Below are 21231 nucleotides of genomic sequence, written 5' to 3'. Positions count from 1 at the left end.
GCGGTTCCGCATCACCTCCGCCGGCCTCGAGGTGGGAGCGGTACTGAAAGATTTCCAAGGAGTGTTGACAGGAGTACCCACTCTGGTGGATGTGAACGGCAGGGATGATGGCGAGCATCCCATCCGGGCTTGACGCTTATACTCATCTTCAAATCAAGGTCATACGTGGAACGACGAGTATTGGTGCATACGCCCACCGGCAAGGATGGAATGCTTATCGCAAAGTTGATGGAGCACGCCGATATCGAATGTCAGGTGTGCCGGTCCGCCGGCGAAATGATAGAACAGCTTGAGCAGGGCGCGGGGTGCATCCTGATCGCCGAAGATGCGGTAACGATGGATTTTATGAAGACGGTTACGCCGTTTCTCAAGGGGCAGCCAACTTGGTCAGATTTGCCCATCCTGGTCTTGAGCAAGCGCGGCCTGGATTCATCCGAGATGCGGAACATCTACATTGAGCTCGGAAACGTGACGCTTCTCGAGCGACCGGTGCAAAAGGTGACGCTTGTGATGGCCGTAAAATCGGCACTGCGTGGTCGCGGTCGTCAATACGAAATGCGCGAGATCGACCGTCGAAAGGACGAGTTTCTCGCGATGTTGGCCCATGAGCTACGCAATCCTTTAGCGCCAATTGGAGCGGCATCAGATCTCCTGCGGGTGGCACATCTCGATCCCGCGCGTATTCAGCAAACCAGTGAAATCATCGCCCGCCAAGTGAAGCACATGACCAGCCTGATCGACGATTTGCTTGACGCCTCACGGGTATCTCGCGGGCTGGTCAAGCTGGTGCGATCGCAGATTGACGCAAGGCAACTAGTGAGCAGTGCGGTTGAACAAGCGCGTCCACTCATCGATGCACATCGTCATCGGCTGACGGTTCAGACGTCGCCCGAGGCGGCCATGATTCATGGCGATCCAAAACGCCTGATCCAGGTCATTTCCAATCTTTTGAACAACGCAACGAAGTATTCTCCCGACGGAAGCAACATCATGCTCTCGCTGGACGTCGAGCTTGAAAGAATCATTATCAGGGTCGTCGATGATGGTATCGGGATGGCCCAGGCGACGATCGATCATGTCTTTGAAATGTTTACGCAAGCAGAGCGGACTTCAGATCGTTCACAAGGGGGGTTGGGGATTGGCTTGGCCCTGGTCAAGAGCCTGGTAGAGCAGCATGACGGCACTGTGACCGCATCCAGTTCAGGCGTCGGAAAAGGTAGTCAGTTCACTATCTATCTACCACGCCTACCGGTGCAGCAGGAGCAGTATCTGCCAAAAAAGCTGGTCAGTGCAGATGCGCCGGTGACAGGTTTGCGCATGCTCGTGGTGGATGATAATGTCGATGCCGCACACATGCTATCGCTGCTACTCGATGCGATGGGCCACGAAACTACCGTGGAGCATACGGCAAAAGAAGCTCTTGAAAGCGCTCGAAAGAAGAAGCCCGAAGTCTGCCTGCTCGATATCGGCCTTCCAGATCTGGATGGAAATGAACTGGCGAAGCAACTTCGGGCGCTACCGGAAACGGCGGGGTCCATTCTGGTTGCGATCACCGGCTATGGGCAGGAGCAGGATAAGATAAGGACGGCACAATCCGGGTTCGACCATCACTTGGTCAAGCCGGTGAATATTGAAGACCTGTTCCGTATCATGTCGGGGTTACGATGAAGCGAATGTATTCGAAATGCTGCGACTGCCATCTGGACTGACGCCATAGCCGGGAAACAATTTGCGAATTCGGCCTACCGCCGAGCACGGCAAATTGCAGAGCGTCGAGGTGCTAGTCAACACCCGAAGCAGGCATTGCCTTGATTACCATATGCGACTATTGCGTTAGGTGATAAAGGCTGAGCACGATGGCGCTCAACATAAACGCTCAGGCTGAGTGACATTGCTCCAGAGGAAACGGGTCGATTTGGGTCAAGTCTAACCTCTCATTAACGCATGTCCGAGATCTGAAAAACTGTTCTAAAGCAGACGGTGAGGCGATCATAAAGAACCGCCGCCTGCGGCCATGCGCGGATGATTAAGATGTAATCCTTTCGTGCCGCAAACTTTCCACTTTGGGGCGAACGAACACAACTAAATGGCTGGGTGTATCATGCCGGAATGACCTCCCATCTTCTCTTGATCGAGGACGACGACATTGCCGCCTATGTGACGTGCAAGTTGCTCGAGTCAACCGGTTTCACGGCATCGGTCGATGTCGTGCGTAATGCGATGGAAGCGATGGCATACCTTGCCTGTGAAGGTGCTTACGCAAACAGGAAGTCTGGCAATCCCGTCCTCATCCTGCTAGACCTGAAACTGCCCGATCTGGACGGCTTCGAGCTGTTCAAGCTCATTCGCAGCAATCCCACCTTGGCAGCGATTCCCATCTTCATCCTCAGCGCTTCTAATACGGATCAGGACATTTGCCGCAGTGTGCTGTTGGGGGTGTCGAAATATCTAATCAAGCCCCTTAACACGGAAGAGTTCCGACAAGAAGCATCTAAAGTTGTCCACGCGGCTCCGTCGATTCACTGATGGCTCAGTCAGGGCCGCTGTAGAGGAGAGCGAAGGACGGCTGTGGGTCGAAAAGAGAAATTTGCCGCTGTGCGCTCAACGACCGAAACGTAGCCTATAGCAGCCGGCAGTACCCTCACGAAGTTGTTTAAGCTATTGCGACGTAGGCGGTTGCGATTGGCCAGGAGGAAACCGTCGAAGAAAAGACGAAGAAAGATATGTGCACATCCATCCAAATACCAGGTTTTGAATATTGTTTTCCTACTTGCGCAGAGATCAGCGGCGTTAATCCTCAGGTGTAGGTATAGTGACCAGCATCGACAGGACAGTCAGGCAGGAACCGCTCCAGTACCCAACGTCGTGAAAAGATATTTGGCCTGACCGCGTTAGTTGCCTGTTATCTTGAGCCGGCGAACCGCCATTCGTACATCACTGCAATAGCGATTCGCCGCTCAATTATTCAAGCGTCGTTCCGTTCAAACGCCCGGCGTCCAAATCGCACACTTATGCTGAGCAGCGAATTGTGCGTTGGGTCCGACATTCCCCGGGGCGAGCGTCTGGTAGCTGTCGGCGGCCACTGAGTAAGGCGCCCATGTTGGCAATCCCGAGGCATTCGGATTGCCCGTCTTCGCGAACTGCGCCCAGTAAGCGACCATGCGGTTAGACAACTCGGTTTGCGCAGCGGTGAACGGCGCGCCGAAGTAGACCTTGCTTGCCGTGGTCGGGAAGACATACTGGATCTCGGCAGCGTGGTATGCACCATAGCCTTCCGGCCGGGGCGGTATGTTGAATACCATCGGCGCGTTTTTATCTGCAAACTCATAGGTATAAACCGTAGCCCCGTTGGCTGTGAGTTGACGCGCGATCTTGCGGCCGTTGCAGCTGAAAGCCGCGTCGGTGAGTACGTCGTCAAACGTCTGGGCCGGCGTTTCAATGGAATTCAACGGATAGGCTCCCTGCACAACCGGCGCTAGCGTGCTTCCAACCACCCCCGCGAGAAAGACCGGATATTCCGACGCATTGATCGGCCGGCCAAGCGTCACATCGGTGGTTACCGCCGACAGCAAGCTGTATTCGTGCTGGTTGCTTCCTTCAATGACGGACACCTTGTTGAATCGGCCGCTGCCGAAGGCATCATTCAGGGTCAAGGGCAGAACCTTGCCGTCGACGGTCGGCAGCGTTGTTCCCCCCACTTGAATAGCGCTCGAATTGGCAATGATTTTGTCCGCGGGCAGATTACGCAGGCAGGTGAGGCTTTGATCCGAGCATCCGGTCTTCGTAGCAAAGGATTGACCAAGCTTTTCCGCATCGGCCAGCGCTGGAGCGGCAAGGTTATAAGCGCCGCTTTCCACAATCGCTTTCTGGAACAAACCTGACGCGAGCGGCGACGCGATTTGCGAATGGGTCGACAACCCGCCGGCGGACTCGCCGAAGATGGTAATGTTGCTCGCGTCCCCACCAAACGCCGCGATATTCGATTTCACCCAGCGCATCGCTGCCTGCTGATCCATCAATCCATAGTTGCCGGAAGAGCCGCCGCCTTCGGCCGTCAATGCCGGATGCGTCAGGAAACCCAGCGGCCCGAGTCGATAGTTAATCGTCACCACCGCCACGCCCTGGTTCACCAGCGCGGTTGGATCATAATCGTTACTCTCGCCGGTCAGCAGCGCGCCGCCGTGTATCCATACCATCACAGGGAACGGCCCGTTACCCTTGGGCGTAAACACGTTCAGGTACAAGCAGTCTTCCGAAGTGCTCGCCTGCCCAAAGGGACTGGCAGGTTGGGCGCAGTTCTTGGCGTAGGCATTGACCTGCTTGACTTCGGGCCAATTCGCGACCGGCTGCGGTGCTTTCCAGCGCAGGCTGCCCACGGGCGGGGCCGCGTAAGGAATGCCAAGATATTGGCGCATGGTCGTCGTTTCCACCCCATGCAAGACGCCTTTATCCGTGTCTACCGTTACACTGTCGCGGTTGGCTTCCGCACATCCGGTCAATCCGGTAACGAGCACGATTCCGGCGCTCAGTGCCAATGCCTTGTATAGCAGGAATTTTGATTCGCAAACCATTAATGTCTCCTCATCTTATTAGTAGGTAAAGCAGATGTAACGGCATGAAGAACAACAGTAGCAAGGGATTAAGCGCGTTAGACCTCCATCTGAGTTGCTCTGAATGAACCAAGCAATGTCACAAGCTTGGCTAAAGGAAACTTTTCTGACACTCTGCGTTGTCATTATTTAGAATAGCACGACCATTCGCATTTGTGCGAGGCCAGTGGAGTCGTGTCCTTGCCCTTCGGCGCGGCGGAACATTCAAGAAGCCGACATTGTGGCTATATGGTGAAAATGATCCTTTTTACAGTTTGAGCCATAGCCGTTTGAATTTCGAATCCTTTGTGGCCAGTGGAGGAATCGGCACTTTCAAGACCTATTCCCTGCCTGATGGCAAGAGGACGTGGACACGTTTCTTTCTAGGATCCTCGCCGACGAGGGATTAAGTAAATAAGAGCAAGGTGGAGGACTCAAGCGCTACTCGTAATTTGACAACTTCACGTTCCCTGACGAACCCAGCGCGGGCCCATGTCCGGTCGAATATAAACCTAAGGTCCGCAACGGGTCGGCAAGGGTCTGTCGCCGTAATTGACCTCGGAACCACAATTTCGAAGGATGGGTAACCAAGGTCAAATCTTGAGGATTTATTTGATCGTCTCCCTCCACGCCTTGAGTTCAACTACATATTTATTGCCGGGCGATATTGAATGTGGAAAAGATCCAACGGACAAAAAACCAAATTTGTGCGTTAAATCAATTTCGTCATTTTTCCGTTCCAACATTGCGATAACAGCGCCATACTTTCATTCCTAGGGGAAACTAAAGTTGCATTAAAGACAATTTAAGCCGAGGCGAGTAGTCTTGGGAGGAGATGAAATGCGATTTACGAATGTTCGTATTGGCGTCCGCTTGAGCGCAGCTTTTGCAGTGCTTTTCTGTTTCATGATGATCATGGCCACGGATGGATGGTGGAATCTTTCGCGCAATAAGAACGACGTCGATGTCATCGTCCATGAACGCAATGTGAAGTTGAAGCTGGCGAACGATATGCGTCAGTCTCTTAATATCGATGCCCGCGCATTACGCAATTACCTCCTTTACTCTGACAAGGACATGCGGTCCCTCCAGTTGAGCCGCATTCAGACCGCCCATAAAGCATTTGATGATGCGGTCGTTAAAACTGTTCCGCTCCTTCGCAGTGAGGCGACACGAAATGCTATCGCCGCTATTCAGGCTCAGCAGAAGCTAGTGCGTCCGATGGTCACCCAAGTTCTCAATCTCATCGACCAGGAAAAGGACGATGAGGCGCGGACTTATCTTCGGGAGACACTGCAGCAGCCTCAAGACAAATGGTTCGAAGAGCTTGAAAATTACATTGGCATACTGGAGCAGCAAAATGAGGAGGCGATCCAGGAAATCGGACATGAGTACCAGATTGCCATTGGCATTCTCTTCCTTTCATTAGCAATCGCTCTCGGCCTGGGCGTCTGGCTGGCTTGGGGAATCACCCAATCCATCGTTCGCCCGATTAAGAAAGCAGTCCGCATTGCAGAAACGGTTGCATCGGGAGACTTGACCACGAATATTGCCGTCAAGGGGAAGGACGAGGCTGGTCAACTGCTTGCGGCTCTCAAAAGAATGAACGACAGTTTGGCTGTGATCGTTGCCGATGTACGTACTGGTGCGGAGACGATTGCTTCTGCTTCAAATCAAATCGCTGCCGGCAATATCGACTTGTCCGAGAGGACGGAACAGCAGGCAAGTGCATTGGAGGAAACGGCATCCACGATGGATGAACTGACGTCGACAGTGAAACAAAATGCCGACAACGCGAGCCAGGCCAACGCGCAGGCAAAGACTGCTTCAGACGTGGCAACTCGTGGAGGCACAGTGGTCGCCCAAGTGGTGACTACCATGGATGCAATCAATACGTCAGCAAAGAAGATCGCCGACATTATTACGGTCATTGACAGTATCGCGTTCCAGACCAACATTCTGGCACTTAATGCTGCCGTAGAGGCGGCCAGGGCCGGCGAGCAAGGTCGCGGATTCGCGGTTGTCGCCGCCGAAGTGCGTACGCTTGCGCAGCGAAGCGCAAGTGCCGCGCAAGAGATCAAGTCACTGATCGATGATTCGGTATCCAAGGTCGCCTCAGGTAATGAGCTAGTCAGCCAGGCGGGCCTGACCATGACGGAAATCGTTGAGAGCGTTCACCGCGTCACAGACATCATGGCAGAGATCACTTCCGCCACCAAGGAACAGTCTTCTGGTATTGAGCAGGTAAATAAGGCGATTACTGATATGGATGCCGGAACTCATCAGAATTCGGCATTGGTGGAAGAGTCTGCAAGTGCAGCCCAATCGTTGCGAGATCAAGCTGAGCAGTTGGCACAAATGGTTCGTCGTTTTCGGGTGAATCTGCCGGGGTCGTCCGTCATGGCGGCCTGATACCAGACTTGGGGACAAGGACACAGCGTTAACTATGTGAACATTTTATGAAACGCGGTTTGGTAACATAACCTGTTTATATTGGTTGAGCAGTCCGGATCATCAGGGCGACAGCCGTACGCAAGCTATGAGGCCATGTTTCGGGAGCCCCTAAAGGAGTAGAAGCCCAATCATGGTCACGGATACGCTCTTCCATTTCGCCACCGCCATCGAGGAATTTCAGATTGCTCTTGGTCATCTCTTGGAAACTTTCCGGCTTTACGATTAGGAACGACGCGATTAATTATGCATCCTACGCGATTCCTAAAAGGAAATGGGATCAGTCAGACAGGGAAGTGCTTTTACTTATAGTAACCGGGACTTTGCTTGAGCGAATGGACCTATATGATGCGGATGTCGGCTTTCGGTCCAGGGCGTGTGAAAACGCTCCGATCAATTATTTATCGAGAGCTGAACACTTACGGTCCCTTGGTGGCGACGCGATCGTCCGCTTCGAAGAATACCCACAGGCAGATGTGGATCCGCTAGGGCCAGTTCGCGTTATTCGTGAAAACTTCTGGAAGGAGGTTCGTGGCTGCTGTCGAAGCATCCTTGGCGAACCGAGACTGGTTACTCAGCTGCTATTACGGCACACGGTCATTGCGGGCCAAAGCCAAACATCTTGACGACGGCTAGGCAGACCTTTAGGTTGGCAAACGGAGTGCGGCCGGAACGGGGTTCGAGAAAGTCGAAGGCAACCACAGGGGGCGGGTTTGCACGGCTAGGCGCGCGTTTCCGGCGATGCTCTTTGTCTATCGCGCGCCACTGCCACCGCTTCACGACGGAAGTTACGGCTGGCGCTATGGTAGAACGGTCGTGGGCAGAACTGCCGCGAGACGAAAGAAGCAAGCAGAGTCACTGCCAACAGCATGAGCGTCAGGTCATGTGAGCGTGTCATTTCCATCGTAATGACTGTTGCGGTGATCGGTGCCTGTGTTGCGGCTGCGAGAAACCCCGCCATGGACAATAGGGCCAGTAGTCCGGGCGCGATGTGTCCGGGGAAAAGCGCCGAGAGGTGTTCGCCTATCCCGGCACCGACGGCGAGAGAAGGTGTAAAGATTCCTCCTGGCAGGCCAGCAACATAGGCCAATACGGTGGAGGCAAGTTTTGCGATGCCAAACCAAGGGGTACCACTTTCGTGCCCGTTGAGCAGAGACGAGGCCTGCGGATAGCCAGTGCCATACGTCGAGCCGTGCGTAACCAGGCCTAGTAACGCCGCTAGTAATCCGCACAGCGCGGCCAACACAATGGGATGCTGCTGTATGTGTTGACGCCATCCGTAAGGCACCATACCAGGCGCACCGCGTAAGAGGAGACTCGCGAACAAGCCCCCAAGGACTCCGTTCACCGCTCCCGCCAACAGCACACCGGACCAGTCACTAGTCAACGCAAGAAAATTCTGCTCGATATGAAAATATGGATTGTTTCCAATGAGCGCGAGTGTCAAAAAACCGGCTGTCAGTACGCCCGACATCACCAGCCTGTCGAAGCGCACGACACTACCACGACCCAATTCCTCGATGGCAAAGACAACACCAGCCAGTGGAGTGTTGAATGCGGCAGCAAGTCCTCCTGCCGCTCCCGCCGCCATCAGCGCGTCGGTGCGGAAACCGATGCGCACGCGCCTCTTTGCACGCGTCTTGTCATGCCACCACGCGCCCCAGGCGAGCATGACGGCAGCCCCAACTTGCACCGAAGGGCCTTCGCGACCTATCGATGCCCCGATGACGAGGCCGCCAGCGGTGAGGATAATCTTCCAGATAGCTTGGGGCAGCGAGACCAACAAGCGTTGCTGATCACTGCGAGATGGCATGTCCATTGCCGCGATCACTTGCGGTATGCCGCTTCCGCGCGCCTGTGCCGCATGACGGATGGTCAGCCAGCGCAGAGCGGCAAATCCAAGTGGCATCAGGACTAACCCGCCCCACCCTATTCGATGCATGACAACGAGGTTGACGTCGAGTGCTTTCTCGGCCACCGAGGCAAAAAACATCGAAACCATCGCGACGCAAGCGGCTCCCGCCAGGAATACCGCATAACGGATGCCATGGCGGGAGATTCTCAAGGTGTGACGAAAGCGTCGGCGGATCGAGCCAACGAGACGAGACCGCGCAAACGTTTTGCTCAAGGTTTGGGTATGGGGTGAAATTGATTACAAGGTAGATAACACGGGAACGGCGCAGTACAGAAGGATTATAGTTTGCATGGACGATTTGCGCAGCGGAAACTGTTGAAAGGCTAAGCTGATTGCTGCGTTTGGCGCCAAGAACGGCAACGATTGCCAATCTCATGCATTGCTATCCTTCTTAATAAAAAGTGCCTGCAAGGAGTCCAGATCGTGTAGAAACGTCTTGATCCTACTTGTCAGGAAGGGTACATGAACGGCAGGTATCGGGATGCTGCTATGGCAGCAGTGGGTCGATTTCGCCAGTTCAGTCTCGATCAGGCAGGGTCCGGGGGACAGACTATAGCGGCCGGAGACCCGATAGCAGAAACTGAAAAACAGAGCAGCAAAGCATGCGACCGCTCGAAAATTGTTTCGCGCAGGAGAATGGTAGATAATTGCCGCCCATGAAAGACACAACGCAACTCCCCCCGTTTCCTGACCGTCTCTCGGTCGATCCGCGCAGCCCTTATTACAACGCGGCTGTCCTTGAGCACGATGTTGGTATCAATCTCGATGACAAGGAGCGCACCAATGTCGAGGAATATTGCATCAGCGAAGGTTGGATCAAGGTGGCGGCCGGCAAGGCGCGTGATCGCAAGGGCAATCCGATGACAATCAAGCTAAAAGGCAAGGTCGAGCCTTTTTATCGGTAACGGCTTATGGCTGGCGCAACCTAAGACGGAATGGAAGACACCGTCTGCGATATGGGAGCAGGTGGTCAAGCAGTCCGTTATCGTTTGCGGCGATGTCCGCATTCGGTGAAACCAACTGACTGGTTTGGGTCGAAAGTTCCGCCTGTGACTGAGTTTTCTGTTGACCGCATGGAGCCAGAAAGCTGTCAGCCACCTCGAAAAACGGCTTAAAAGACGTAATACCGCGCAGAATGAGATTCCGACCACTCAACGATGGAGGATCTCATGAATGCCAATGCGTCTACTGCTCTTTCTACTGCACCACGCACTCCTTGGAACAAGGGAAAACTGGTCGGCCAGAAGGCACAGCTGAAACTCAAAGAGATCTGGGCCATCCGAACGCGATTGCAACTTGCGGAACGCACACGTGATCTGGCCCTGTTCAATCTGGCCATTGACAGCAAGCTACGCGGCTGCGACCTGGTGAAGCTCAAGGTCAGTGATGTTGCCCAAGGCGGACGAATTGGTCATCGCGCCATCATCCTTCAACAAAAAACCCAGCGGCCGGTACAGTTCGCGATCACCGAACAGACGCGAACCACGCTCACTGCTTGGATCGACTGCGCGCATCTCACCTCTGGCCAGTTCCTGTTCCCCAGCCGTGTAACGACGTCCGAACACTTATCGACGCGCCAATATGCGCGCATCGTCGAGTCATGGGTTGACTCCATTGGCCTGGACTCGGTCGCCTATGGAACACATACGATGCGAAGAACCAAGGCGACGCTGATCTACCGACGTACCAAGAACCTTCGGGCAGTGCAATTGCTGCTTGGGCATACCAAATTAGAGAGCACGGTCCGGTATCTGGGTATTGAAGTGGATGATGCGTTGGAGATTGCGGAGCAGACGGAAGTGTAAGGTGCAATTAGCCGGCGAAAACCTTCTTTGGGGGACGGCCCCGGCTAACGACTATTTCCACTCCGGTGATGCGAAATTCAGAAGTCAGCAAGATCCTTTTCTGCAGTCGTTTCGAATCGTTGAAGTCATGGGACATTTCGGCCATTTCCGGCCATTCAAATACGTCAAGTTCTAGATTTTCTCCTAAAACTTGCGCAACACTATGACTCGATCATCGATCAGTTCCTATAAAGATTTAACCAAAAGCCTCCATTTATCACCTCCCTTCCAGAACAGCGTATGATCGTCTTCTCATATCCAACCATTTCCAAGTGGAAATTTCAGCCCAGTCCATGGACCATCTTGATGCGCTCAAAGGTGAAGTCGCTCAGTATCGGTTCCTCGTCGAGCTTGATAACTTGCTTCGACCTATACTGGACCCAGTAGAAATCACGCTGTCAGCTGCGCAATTTCTAGGTCAATATTTAAAGGTTAGCCGGTGTGCCTATGCTGACGTCGAAGCCGACCAAGCCACGCTTAATCTAACAGGGAACTACACAAACGGCGTGCCCAGTATCGTTGGTCGCTATAACGCAGACACATTTGGCCCCGAATTCGTGCGTCTCAGCCTCGCTGGTGTCCCTTACGTCGTCGAAGACGCCGAAATCGACGAGCGAACTGCGGATGTCCGCGACAGCTATCGCAAGGCCCAGATCCGTGCCGTGGTCTCGGTACCAATCATCAAGGCTGGTAGGTTCGTCGCTGGCATGGCTGTTCATCAAGTCGTACCGAGGCGCTGGAAAGCTGATGAAATCAGCCTTATCGGAATGGTCGCTCATCGCTGTTGGGAGTCGATAGAAAGAAATCGGATCGCTAGAGAGTTGCATGAAAGCGAAGCGAAATTTCAGACGATTACTAATGCAATGCCGCAAATGGTATGGACCGCCGACGCTTCCGGTCTGGTGGATTACCATAATGATCAGCTATTCGATTTCGCCGGGGTGCCCCGTGGTACAACATCAGGCGATGCATGGACAAATCTCGTGCACCCGGATGACCAGCAACAGGCCTTCAAGGCGTGGAGCCAAAGCGTAGCAACAGGCACCCCGTATGAAACAACTTATCGTGTGCGGCATCATTCTGGCGAATACCGTTGGACCTTGGCCCGTGCCTTGCCAGTGCGAAATGGCGTCGGTGCCATTGTGAAATGGATGGGCACTAATACGGACATCCACTCACAAAAATTGGCGGAGCAAGTTTTACAAGAAACAAACGCACGCAAGGATGAGTTTCTGGCGATGCTGGCTCACGAATTACGCAATCCCTTGGCCCCGATTAGCGCTGCGTCGGAATTGTTGTCGATCTCACGTTCGGATGACCATCAGGTGCAGAAGGCGACCTCCATTATCCGTCGCCAAGTCGGACACATGACGGGGTTGATCGACGAACTGCTGGACGTTTCCCGCGTTACGCGTGGCTTAGCTCAGCTCGAAAACACTCTGGTGGACATCAAACAGGTGATAGCGGAAGCGGCTGAGCAGGTTCGGCCTCTAATGGAAAAGCATGGTCACCAATTCTCGATGAACCTATCACCGGAAAGCGTCTTCGCAACGGGAGATCATAAGCGCCTGGTGCAGGTTCTAAGTAACCTACTTGACAATGCTGCCAAATATACTAGTCCGGGAGGACACATTACCTTGACGGTGTCAGTAAGCCCAGGCGAGATAGCACTTTCTGTCAGTGATGACGGTATTGGTATGCGTCCGGAGCTGTTGGCGACGGTGTTCGACTTGTTCCAGCAAGGAGAACGGACCGCAGACCGCGCGCAAGGTGGACTAGGGATTGGGCTAGCACTAGTAAAGAGTTTGATTGAGCGGCATCACGGGACAGTGACTGCGAATAGCGCGGGTCCAAATCTGGGCAGTGATTTTGTCATCCGCCTCCCGCGTGTTATCAAAGCATCGGAAGAAGCCCCTGTTACTAAGCCGAACAGCCTTACAAGTACGCGTCGCGTCCTCATCGTGGACGACAACATCGATGCCGCACATACGCTAGCAATGCTTTTAGAGGTGCTGGGCAATCAAGTCGCAATGGATTTCCACCCTGAAGCGGCACTAGCACGTTCGGAAAGTGAGGCATTCGATGTCTACCTTCTGGATATTGGATTGCCGGAAATTGATGGCTATGAATTAGCGCATCGACTACGCTCGAGGCAGGGAAACGAAAAGAAAGTCTTCGTTGCAATCACCGGCTATGGTCAGGAGCAGGATAGGCAGCAATCAGCTGCCGCTGGTTTTGATTATCATCTTGTCAAACCAGTAAAAGCTGATTCACTTATAGAGCTCTTAAATAAGCTGAACTGATCTGATCAGCGCAGGGACGGCCGAACAGAATCTGCCTACATTGGTCATCGCCGTAATGGCAGCTTTCGATCTGCCTCTATGTATGCTCAGGGTCGATTGCTACAGTTCAATCCGTCCTGGGAAGCGACTGGAAGAGAACCTATAGCCGCCTTCGGCGCGGGATCGTTCAACCGCCGAGACTGCTGCACCAAATCCGGATGGCAGGTGGATTGGCTATCCAACCGAAATTTGGGCACCGACGCTTTGCGCCAGTCAAGTTAGCCTTGAACGACAGAAGTGCAGGTTGGGAACAGGATGCCTTATGTCCGTAAAATACTTAGGTAATGAACTCTGGGAAGGTGTCGCCGCCAGGCTTCAAAGGCATGGCTATAAAAAGAAGGGCGCAGTATTGGTGCGTCAGTCAGGCACGTTGGAGGAGAGATTCCATATAGAAGGGAGTCGTTGGAACAGCGGAGTGGAGCCATATTTATTTCGCTTAGGCATTTCTATGCGGCTCATCGATCTTTCACTCCCGGTCCGCATTGAAGGAGTGCTGCTTACAGATCACACTGAGGTTAAGAAATGGGGACATTCCTCCGGTAGGCAACGCTGCGTGGATCCCGATGCGCCCGAGTGGTTTGCAGTAACCAAGGAAGGCCTGGATCAAATGATCATGAGCCTAACTGAGCAAATTACGCGCGTCAGTGACGTACTACGCGAGTGCGAGCCAATCGTTCGTGAAGTCGCCATTCAAGGCGAGTACATTCCTCTGTGGCGAGCGATAGAGCGCAGTAGACAGTTTTAGCTGTGGCGCTCCAAATCCCGCGCAACTCCTCAGTCGAAGTGACCTATGCGAAAAGTCGCACCAGCGTCTCAATTACATGTTGAAGTTCTGCTTCGGAGAAAGCTGACGGGCCGTTGTGGGTCGTACACGGAATTTCAGGCCCATGCGGGCAAGGTCCGGAACCTGACTTATAACCGACGACGGCTCGATCCGACCTATGAACAGCTGACGGCCAGTAGGCGATACTCGCGTAATGTACCTCGTCCCGTCGTCCGGGCATTCACGGTTAATCGTCTAATGTATGGAAGCGGCTGGTACGGTGTGGAACGACCTTACTATCTCTGGTGCATTCCCATCCGAGTCCTTGTCTGCCATCAGGTGCACCCATCCGAGCACTTCATTAATGCCGGCAAGGCCGCTATATAGCGCTGCGCGTGCAATGCAATAGATGTTCATCTCGCTGACGCCGACCTCCGACGTCGCTAGACCTGATTGGGCCAGTTCGTGGATCCGCCGTTCAATATCATCCAGATCCTCTCTCAAGACGTTTCGCAGCGCCTGCATGCTTGTAACCGCATCGCTCGCTTCGCAAATATTCAATTTTGCCATTTACAGTGCTCCGATATGATGGTGTTCACAGACACCCTGTTTAAGCACTTGAGGTCTATTCGATAGCACTTTTGCTTTAGATTTGGCCTAACTACGTATCCCAGTAGGGTGTTAGAAGGGGAAATTGCGAGCTGATTTGCGGTCCAAGCCCATGCTGGAACAGGAGATGATCCTGGGCATGGTCAAGCAGGACGACAGTTGGCGGTTACCCGATCGACTATGGGCACAGATGGAGCCTCTTTTACCTCCACGCAAGCCTCATCCCTTGGGCTGCCATAACCCTCGGGTCAGTGACAGGGCTGCCATGGATGCCATTCTGTTTGTGCTGCGTACTGGCTGCCAGTGGAATGCCTTGAACGGCACCGGCATCTGCTCCAGCAGTTCAGCCCACCGGCGTTTTCAGGAGTGGGTGGAGGCCGGCGTATTCGAGGAGTTCTGGATGCAAGGGCTGCTCAGTGCAGCGGCATTAAGGTCCATCGACTGGTCCTGGCTGGCACTCGACGGTGCGATGACCAAGGCCCCGTTGGGTCGGGAAAAAAACCGGCCCCAACCCGACAGATCGCGGCAAAGGCGGCGTCAAGCGCAGCCTGCTCACTGATGGAAACGGTCTTCCGCTGGCAGTGGTCATTGATGGCGCCAACCGCCATGACATGAAGCTGGCCAGGCCGACGCTGGAGGCCTTGAAGGTTGAGCGTCCTTCGTTGCTGACGGTGTGGCCGCAGGGCCTGTGCATGGACAAGGGTTACGATTATCCGGAAATTTGGCGGCTGGCTGTGGAAATGGGCTACCGGCCACACATCCGATCACGCGGTGAAGAAGCGCAGCGGCGCAGAGCAGGCCAGCGTGCCAGGCGATGGGTGGTGGAGCGCACGCACAGTTGGTTGAACCGGTTTCGGGGATTGCTGATTCGCTGGGCAAAGAAAGCGAAGAACTATCTCGCTTTCCTTCACTTCGCTTGCGGCATCATCACCTGGCGAACCATAGGCCTACTGGGATAGGCAGTAAGTCGCCAAAAAGGAGTGGCTTTGTAGAGCCGTAGTGCGCGCGCAAGCGATGTTTGAAGACGAACACACCGTACAGACGCTGTAGTCAATTAGTGAAGCGAAGCAACCTCGCTGCAAGATCGACCCGCTGAGTACGCAGAAGGAGCACCATACCATACAACCCTTCCGCTCATTCGAGAGTCTGCAAGCAAATGAAGGAGCGATAGCAGATCTAGAAACAATCGAGCGCCGTCCGATTGCTTTGTGCCGGAACCAAGAATGGCACATGTACATGTTTTTGGAAGGGTGGTTCCATTTTCCCATGAACCCATAAACGAACCGTCAACGCTTTGGCGGCATAGCAAGACGGTTGGATTCATGCATGGACAGATCCATCGAATGTCTGTATAACGGTCTATTGCACTTGCATCAAGTTGTCGTCTTCGCTGGTTTCGTTCCCGTCTTGCCCTCCATCTAGGGCCATTCCTGTCTGATTTCCTTTGGTCGTATTTCTTGGTTCCGGTGTTTCCCGGCGCAAGCCTTACTTTTTCGATAGGACAATCATGACTACCCAAACAGGCACCGTAAAATGGTTCAATGACTCCAAGGGATTCGGCTTCATTACGCCCGATACCGGCGGCGAGGACCTTTTTGCCCATTTCCAAGACATTCAATCGAACGGCTTCAAAAGCCTCGCTGAAAACCAGCGCGTATCGTTTGTCGTTGGCAGCGGACCCAAAGGCGCAAAGGCAACAAACATTACCGTCATCTAACAATTCATCACGGGCTCCGCGGCGTGCACCATGCAGATAGCATGGGCGAGCCAGGAATCCGCACTCAGTGCACCATGCATATAGCATGGGCACTGAAATGACTTGGAAGATCCAGGCCCGTCATTGACGGGCTTTTTTACTTGGAACGAACGCTCCAAGTGCACCCGCCATTTTTTCGCGTCGTCTTTATTACCAGCTTGTTTGCCGACGACCGCGATCAGATTCTCTGTTCGCGTTTCATTTCCATCAACGATTCTGCCTTGACTGGTTGGTGCTATGCACACGAGGAGGATTCCTGGAGCAACTTTCTATGCAATTCACCGATCTCGGCTTGTCCGCAGATATTTTGCGCGCCGTTTCCGAACAAGGTTACGACAAGCCCACCCCGATCCAGGCACACGCGATTCCCGTCGTGCTTGGAGGGCATGACTTAATGGCTGCTGCACAAACCGGCACGGGAAAAACCGCCGGCTTTACGCTGCCGGTCCTGCAGCTTCTCAGCACGCCCTCTACCGCAGCGCATACCAAGCCGCGTGTTCTGGTACTAACCCCCACGCGCGAACTAGCAGCACAGGTCGAAGATAGCGTGCGCACCTACGGCAAGTATCTGCCGCTCAAGTCTGTTGTCATTTACGGCGGTGTCGGCATGGCGCCGCAAACGAAGGCGTTGCGTTCCGGCGTCGATATCATCGTTGCCACACCTGGCCGCCTGCTTGACCACGTCGGCGAACGCACCGTTGATCTGTCGAGCGTGGAGATTTTCATTCTCGATGAGGCCGATCGCATGCTCGATATGGGCTTTATTCACGATATCCGACGCATCGTCGCTCTGCTGCCGAAGAAAAAGCAAACGCTGATGTTTTCAGCGACTTTTTCCGACGAAATCCGTGTGCTTGCATCGACCTATTTGCACAATCCGCAACAGATCGAAGTGGCACGCCGCAATGCGACGGCCGACATGGTTATGCAAAACGTTTATCTCGTCGACAAAGCAAAGAAGCGCGATCTGCTGGTCAAACTCATTGAAGACAATGGCTGGCATCAGGTCCTGGTGTTTACCCGCACCAAACACGGCGCCAATGCCCTGGCTGAAAAACTCGGCAAAGCCGGCATCCGCTCCAGCGCAATTCATGGCAATAAGAGCCAGGGTGCGCGCACCCGCGCGTTGGCAGATTTCAAAAGCTTGAAGCTGCATGTTCTAGTCGCCACTGATATCGCCGCGCGCGGGATTGACATCGATTTATTACCGCATGTGGTCAACTACGAGTTGCCGAACGTGCCGGAAGATTACATCCATCGCATCGGTCGCACGGGGCGCGCTGGCAGTGCCGGCCAGGCAGTGTCACTGGTGTGTGTCGACGAGCACAAGCTATTGCGCGAAATCGAGCATTTGCTGAAACGCGAAATCGAGGTCAAAGCCGTGGCCGGTTTCGAGGTCGATCCACGCATCAAGGCCCAGCCGATCGAAAGCGGCCAACGTCGCCAGCTGCCACGCGGTACGGCGCCCTTCGGTCAACGCAAGCCGCAGCAAAGTGCGCCCCAAAGCGCTAAGCCAGCGTCCAGCACTTCCGGACAGACCCCCAATACGGAACGCGGGACCGGAACACGTAGGCGCTTTTCTTGAAGCAAGCCTTCATCTTCACTCATGCAGGCCGAAGATCGACGTTTATTTGCCAATCACTATGAAGACCCCAAAACGAATTCAACCCTTGGTTGAAGAAGGCTTGATCGACGAAGTCCTGCGGCAATTAATGAGCGGCAAAGAAGCGACCATGTATGTAGTACGGTGTGGTGACGAGATCCGTTGCGCAAAGGTCTACAAAGAGGTGACACAGCGTAGCTTTCATCAAGCAGTGGCGTATCAAGAAGGTCGGCGGGTGAAAAACAGCCGGCAAGCGAGGGCCATGGAAAAGGGGACGCGCTATGGGCGGAAGATGGCGGAAGAAGTTTGGCAAAGTGCCGAAGTGGATGCGTTGTACCGATTGGCGTCTGCCGGCGTGCGTGTACCCACCCCTTACATCTGCTTTGAGGGCGTGCTGTTGATGGAGCTGGTGACGGATGCGGATGGCAATGTGGCACCGCGATTGAATGATGTGGAATTGAACCGTGATCGCGCATTAGCGTTTCATGCGATGTTGTTACAGCAGGTGGTACTGATGCTTTGTGTCGGCGTTATTCATGGCGATCTATCGGAATACAACATCCTGGTGGATGCACAAGGTCCGGTGATTATCGATTTACCGCAGGCGGTGAATGCGGCTTCAAGCAGCGTCGCATCAACGATGTTGGAACGTGATGTCACCAACCTCTCTCATTTTTTCAGCAATTTTGTGCCTGAGCTGGTGAACAGTCAGTACGGCGAAGAAATCTGGAACTTGTACCAGGCCGGTTTGCTGACGCCCGATAGCCCATTGAATGGACGTGTCGCGGCACCCACTGAGCCTGTAGATATTCATGCGGTGATCCACGAGATTGAGCTGGCGCGTCAGGAGGAGGACCAGCGTATCTAACGAAAAGACTCGGTTGACGATAAAAGGGTCGCGTCACGATACACCTACCATGCATATGTTGGACGAGATCGGATGAAGCGGCAGCGCAGCAGGTGAAATCCCGACCTTGGAAGACTGCTTTGGGAAATGGGGAGGCAGAGATAGCACGACATTGAAGTTCATCGGCAACCGACGGCGCGCGAACACGGCGGAAGAAAAGAAGGCAGAAAAAAGCAAGGAAAGAAGAAAATAGGCGGCAGCAAAAAGTTTTTTTGCATGAATTTAAGCGAGCTGCTGACTCGCCTGTGTCCTAGTTTTCCTTCGAGCCATATTGAGTAGCATCATGTTTGGAACTTACCGCAATTTGTCTTGCCTATCTGACGACCAAGGGTTATCTCTCTTGGGAGAGACCGCAAGGTGGCCGCGATTGCGCAAGCAGGCGCCTTACAACAGACAATGAGGGGTTTTATGGCAACAGGAACGGTGAAGTGGTTTAACGATGCAAAAGGCTTTGGTTTCATCACGCCTGATCAGGGTGGCGAAGATTTATTTGCGCATTTTTCGGCAATCAGTGCCTCCGGATTCAAATCGCTACAGGAAGGTCAGAAAGTTTCTTTCGATGTAACGGATGGGCCGAAAGGGAAGCAAGCATCTAACATCAAGCCGGTCTAAACCTGATTCAACGGAAGATGACTAGCGCTCGTCGGACTATTTCACATCGTTGAAAAAGGTTTTTTTAAGGATTAATTTGGGGTGATTCCGATGCGCATTACATTCAAGATGCAATAAATTACCTTTGCGCATACGTGGACGCATGGATCCTTGGTACCAACTGGGCAATCGCGCGGTGCAGCCGGTCCTCCATGCGCTCCGTTCGTGACTCATTACCCCATGACGTTAGGTCGAGATCAGAGAAATACAGACGCACCGTACTTGTAGCGGTATTGATGTCCAGCCGGTGAGCGTACTCGTGCAAAAGGTCAGTTCCCATATCCCATACGCATGTAGAAACAGCCACGCCAATCTCCACACCAACAGTAATTGCCTTTGCAGATATAGCCTCGGCACCTGCCGAACGGTCAATATTCTTCCGGCTAACTTTTTTCATGTATTTGCCTATTGTATTAACGACGACGCTGATACCCAGTAGTATCTGGACCGCGTTTTTCTATATGTCGGAATGTAATTCGTCCCTTACTCAAGTCATATGGAGAAAGCTCAAGGGTCACTTTATCTCCTGCAAGGATCCGGATACGGTGTAGCCGCATTTTCCCTGATGTGTAGGCAATAAGTTGATGTCCATTTTCAAGGTCTACACGAAATCGAGAGTCCGGGAGGACTTCTGCTACAAGACCGTTCATTTCAAGGAACTCTTCTTTAGACATACCTTATTTCCGTATTGATGGGGCAACTAGCAAAGCAACGTCCACGCGCTGTATCTTGCAAAACCAGCCACACTTGTGATTAGTAACGACGGGCCGGCTCACGAGCAAGCCGGTTGCGAACTCTCATCGCGCGCCCCTTTTAGGAACCAAGAGAGATAGAGAGAGCATTTAAGAGGGGACGCTAGCACCGTCCCTTATTGAACATCTAGAACTTTAGGCGCGATCGGCACACATGAAGCGGCTAAAGCCCGGGCGCCTCATGCAATTGGACAATCTAAAAGCCCAGGCGTTCCACGAACCTAATATGTGGCCGACCGCGTGGCGCACATTGCTAATAATTAACAATTCCTAGGGGATTTGCATTCCACCGGTGGCGGTGAGGGCATGTATGATGGCTACGCAATCCAAGCAAAAGTCGATCACGGAAAACCGCCACGCGTCAAATGATTGCATTTATGCACCGATCCTGATGCAATAACCTTGATAAAACGAAAATAGTGGAACGCTGTGTGAGGAAAAAAGACCATGGGGACGCAACTGATACTGCTCCCTTTATGCAGGCGTCAGCTGCCGTACGGACCGAAGACTTGGATGGTTTCGAGGCGTGCATTCATGGTGATCGTGCAGCCGCCCCCGGCAACATTACAAGGTGCAATCAGCGAACCATAAGTGTACTAAGCTATACCTGCCGCCTTCTATGGTGCTCTTACGAGCGTCGCGACGTGCTGAATTACATGCACCGTTCGGTTAAAAAAGATCCGGAAGGCAACGTCGCACAGGTATTGGAGTCATCGCCGATTGTGCCAATGTTCCCAGTTCATTAATTTGCAGAATTGCATCAACGCAGTCGAATTGCATTCAATTTTACTTCTTGGCTTCGCTGTGTTGACGTTCAACGAAAACTGACCCACTTGGCGGGATAGTTTTCATCCAAATTTGACCCATGTGATGCAATTGCCTGCTCAATTGATGAGCAGGAGGACAAGGAGTGATCACAGTTGGCATGTTTGCCAAGATTCGGCGGATGCATTTCCGCGAGCAGTTGTCCATCCGGGAGATCGAGAGGCGCACGAACCTGTCGCGCAATACGATCCGCAAGTGGCTGCGCGAGCCAGCCATGACCGAAC

The 21231-nt window shown here is 53.4% G+C and carries 18 protein-coding genes; 13 read left to right on the top strand and 5 right to left on the bottom strand.

Annotated elements, in window-relative coordinates:
* The first annotated feature begins 183 nt into the window (after positions 1 to 183).
* Both G3574_RS18850 and G3574_RS18845 read left to right on the top strand, forming a co-directional pair.
* Positions 184 to 1668, top strand: coding sequence for a hybrid sensor histidine kinase/response regulator (locus tag G3574_RS18850; protein WP_328804813.1), 1485 nt, complete (start codon positions 184 to 186; stop codon positions 1666 to 1668).
* Between the two features lie 441 nt (positions 1669 to 2109).
* On the top strand, positions 2110 to 2526 hold the full coding sequence (locus tag G3574_RS18845; RefSeq protein ID WP_163966641.1) for a response regulator: 417 nt from the start codon (positions 2110 to 2112) through the stop codon (positions 2524 to 2526).
* Between the two features lie 455 nt (positions 2527 to 2981).
* On the opposite strand, the gene G3574_RS18840 is transcribed toward G3574_RS18845, so the two are convergent.
* Positions 2982 to 4571 carry a carboxylesterase/lipase family protein gene (locus tag G3574_RS18840; protein ID WP_163966639.1) on the bottom strand — a complete coding sequence of 530 codons (1590 nt, stop codon included), beginning with the start codon at positions 4569 to 4571 and terminating at the stop codon, positions 2982 to 2984.
* Between the two features lie 858 nt (positions 4572 to 5429).
* Here G3574_RS18840 and G3574_RS28840 point away from each other — a divergent pair.
* A complete protein-coding gene (locus tag G3574_RS28840; protein ID WP_163966636.1) occupies positions 5430 to 7001 on the top strand; it encodes a methyl-accepting chemotaxis protein in 1572 nt (523 codons plus the stop codon).
* A gap of 760 nt (positions 7002 to 7761) precedes the next feature.
* Here the strand turns inward: G3574_RS28840 and G3574_RS18830 are convergent.
* Positions 7762 to 9168, bottom strand: a complete 1407-nt coding sequence (locus G3574_RS18830) for a chloride channel protein (protein ID WP_205609849.1) — start codon at positions 9166 to 9168, stop codon at positions 7762 to 7764.
* Positions 9169 to 9611: 443 nt separating this feature from the next.
* Here G3574_RS18830 and G3574_RS18825 point away from each other — a divergent pair, with 443 nt between their 5' ends.
* The 4 genes from G3574_RS18825 (at position 9612) to G3574_RS18810 (ending at position 13886) form a co-directional block, all read left to right on the top strand.
* On the top strand, positions 9612 to 9860 hold the full coding sequence (locus G3574_RS18825; protein ID WP_163966635.1) for a DUF3297 family protein: 249 nt from the start codon (positions 9612 to 9614) through the stop codon (positions 9858 to 9860).
* Positions 9861 to 10124: 264 nt separating this feature from the next.
* On the top strand, positions 10125 to 10760 hold the full coding sequence (locus tag G3574_RS18820; RefSeq protein ID WP_163966632.1) for a tyrosine-type recombinase/integrase: 636 nt from the start codon (positions 10125 to 10127) through the stop codon (positions 10758 to 10760).
* Positions 10761 to 11092: 332 nt separating this feature from the next.
* Complete coding sequence (locus tag G3574_RS18815; protein WP_163966629.1) at positions 11093 to 13102, top strand: ATP-binding protein; 2010 nt, start codon at positions 11093 to 11095, stop codon at positions 13100 to 13102.
* Positions 13103 to 13403: 301 nt separating this feature from the next.
* Positions 13404 to 13886 (top strand): hypothetical protein, encoded by a 483-nt coding sequence (locus G3574_RS18810; RefSeq protein WP_163966626.1) that lies wholly within the window; start codon positions 13404 to 13406, stop codon positions 13884 to 13886.
* Positions 13887 to 14159: 273 nt separating this feature from the next.
* Here G3574_RS18810 and G3574_RS18805 read toward each other — a convergent pair whose 3' ends face one another.
* Positions 14160 to 14474, bottom strand: coding sequence for a hypothetical protein (locus G3574_RS18805; protein WP_163966624.1), 315 nt, complete (start codon positions 14472 to 14474; stop codon positions 14160 to 14162).
* A gap of 178 nt (positions 14475 to 14652) precedes the next feature.
* Here G3574_RS18805 and G3574_RS18800 point away from each other — a divergent pair.
* The 5 genes from G3574_RS18800 to G3574_RS18780 all read left to right on the top strand — a co-directional run bounded on the left by G3574_RS18800 (position 14653) and on the right by G3574_RS18780 (position 19391).
* Positions 14653 to 15472, top strand: a protein-coding gene (locus G3574_RS18800; protein ID WP_235953518.1) for an IS5 family transposase whose coding sequence is annotated in 2 segments (ribosomal slippage) — positions 14653 to 15003 and positions 15005 to 15472 — 819 coding nt in all. Because the reading frame shifts where the segments join, the coding sequence is not laid out codon by codon here.
* Between the two features lie 548 nt (positions 15473 to 16020).
* Entirely contained in the window at positions 16021 to 16230 is a 210-nt protein-coding gene (locus tag G3574_RS18795) for a cold-shock protein (protein WP_163966620.1), read from the top strand.
* Between the two features lie 310 nt (positions 16231 to 16540).
* On the top strand, positions 16541 to 17854 hold the full coding sequence (locus G3574_RS18790; RefSeq protein WP_163966618.1) for a DEAD/DEAH box helicase: 1314 nt from the start codon (positions 16541 to 16543) through the stop codon (positions 17852 to 17854).
* A 58-nt stretch (positions 17855 to 17912) separates the two neighbouring features.
* On the top strand, positions 17913 to 18740 hold the full coding sequence (locus G3574_RS18785) for a PA4780 family RIO1-like protein kinase (protein ID WP_163966615.1): 828 nt from the start codon (positions 17913 to 17915) through the stop codon (positions 18738 to 18740).
* 447 nt (positions 18741 to 19187) lie between these two features.
* Complete coding sequence (locus tag G3574_RS18780; protein WP_163966614.1) at positions 19188 to 19391, top strand: cold-shock protein; 204 nt, start codon at positions 19188 to 19190, stop codon at positions 19389 to 19391.
* 118 nt (positions 19392 to 19509) lie between these two features.
* Here G3574_RS18780 and G3574_RS28445 read toward each other — a convergent pair whose 3' ends face one another.
* On the bottom strand, positions 19510 to 19827 hold the full coding sequence (locus G3574_RS28445; RefSeq protein ID WP_235953517.1) for a hypothetical protein: 318 nt from the start codon (positions 19825 to 19827) through the stop codon (positions 19510 to 19512).
* Between the two features lie 16 nt (positions 19828 to 19843).
* On the bottom strand, positions 19844 to 20104 hold the full coding sequence (gene infA / locus G3574_RS18770; RefSeq protein ID WP_163966611.1) for a translation initiation factor IF-1: 261 nt from the start codon (positions 20102 to 20104) through the stop codon (positions 19844 to 19846).
* A gap of 1003 nt (positions 20105 to 21107) precedes the next feature.
* Here infA and G3574_RS18765 point away from each other — a divergent pair.
* On the top strand, positions 21108 to 21231 hold a 124-nt coding region (locus G3574_RS18765), incomplete at its 3' end, for a hypothetical protein (RefSeq protein WP_163966609.1).

The organism is Noviherbaspirillum galbum (assembly GCF_010974945.1).
Classification (GTDB): Bacteria; Pseudomonadota; Gammaproteobacteria; order Burkholderiales; family Burkholderiaceae_D; genus Noviherbaspirillum; species Noviherbaspirillum galbum.
The sequence above is the reverse complement of the archived record's forward strand: the minus strand, read 5'-3'. Positions and strand labels throughout refer to the sequence as shown.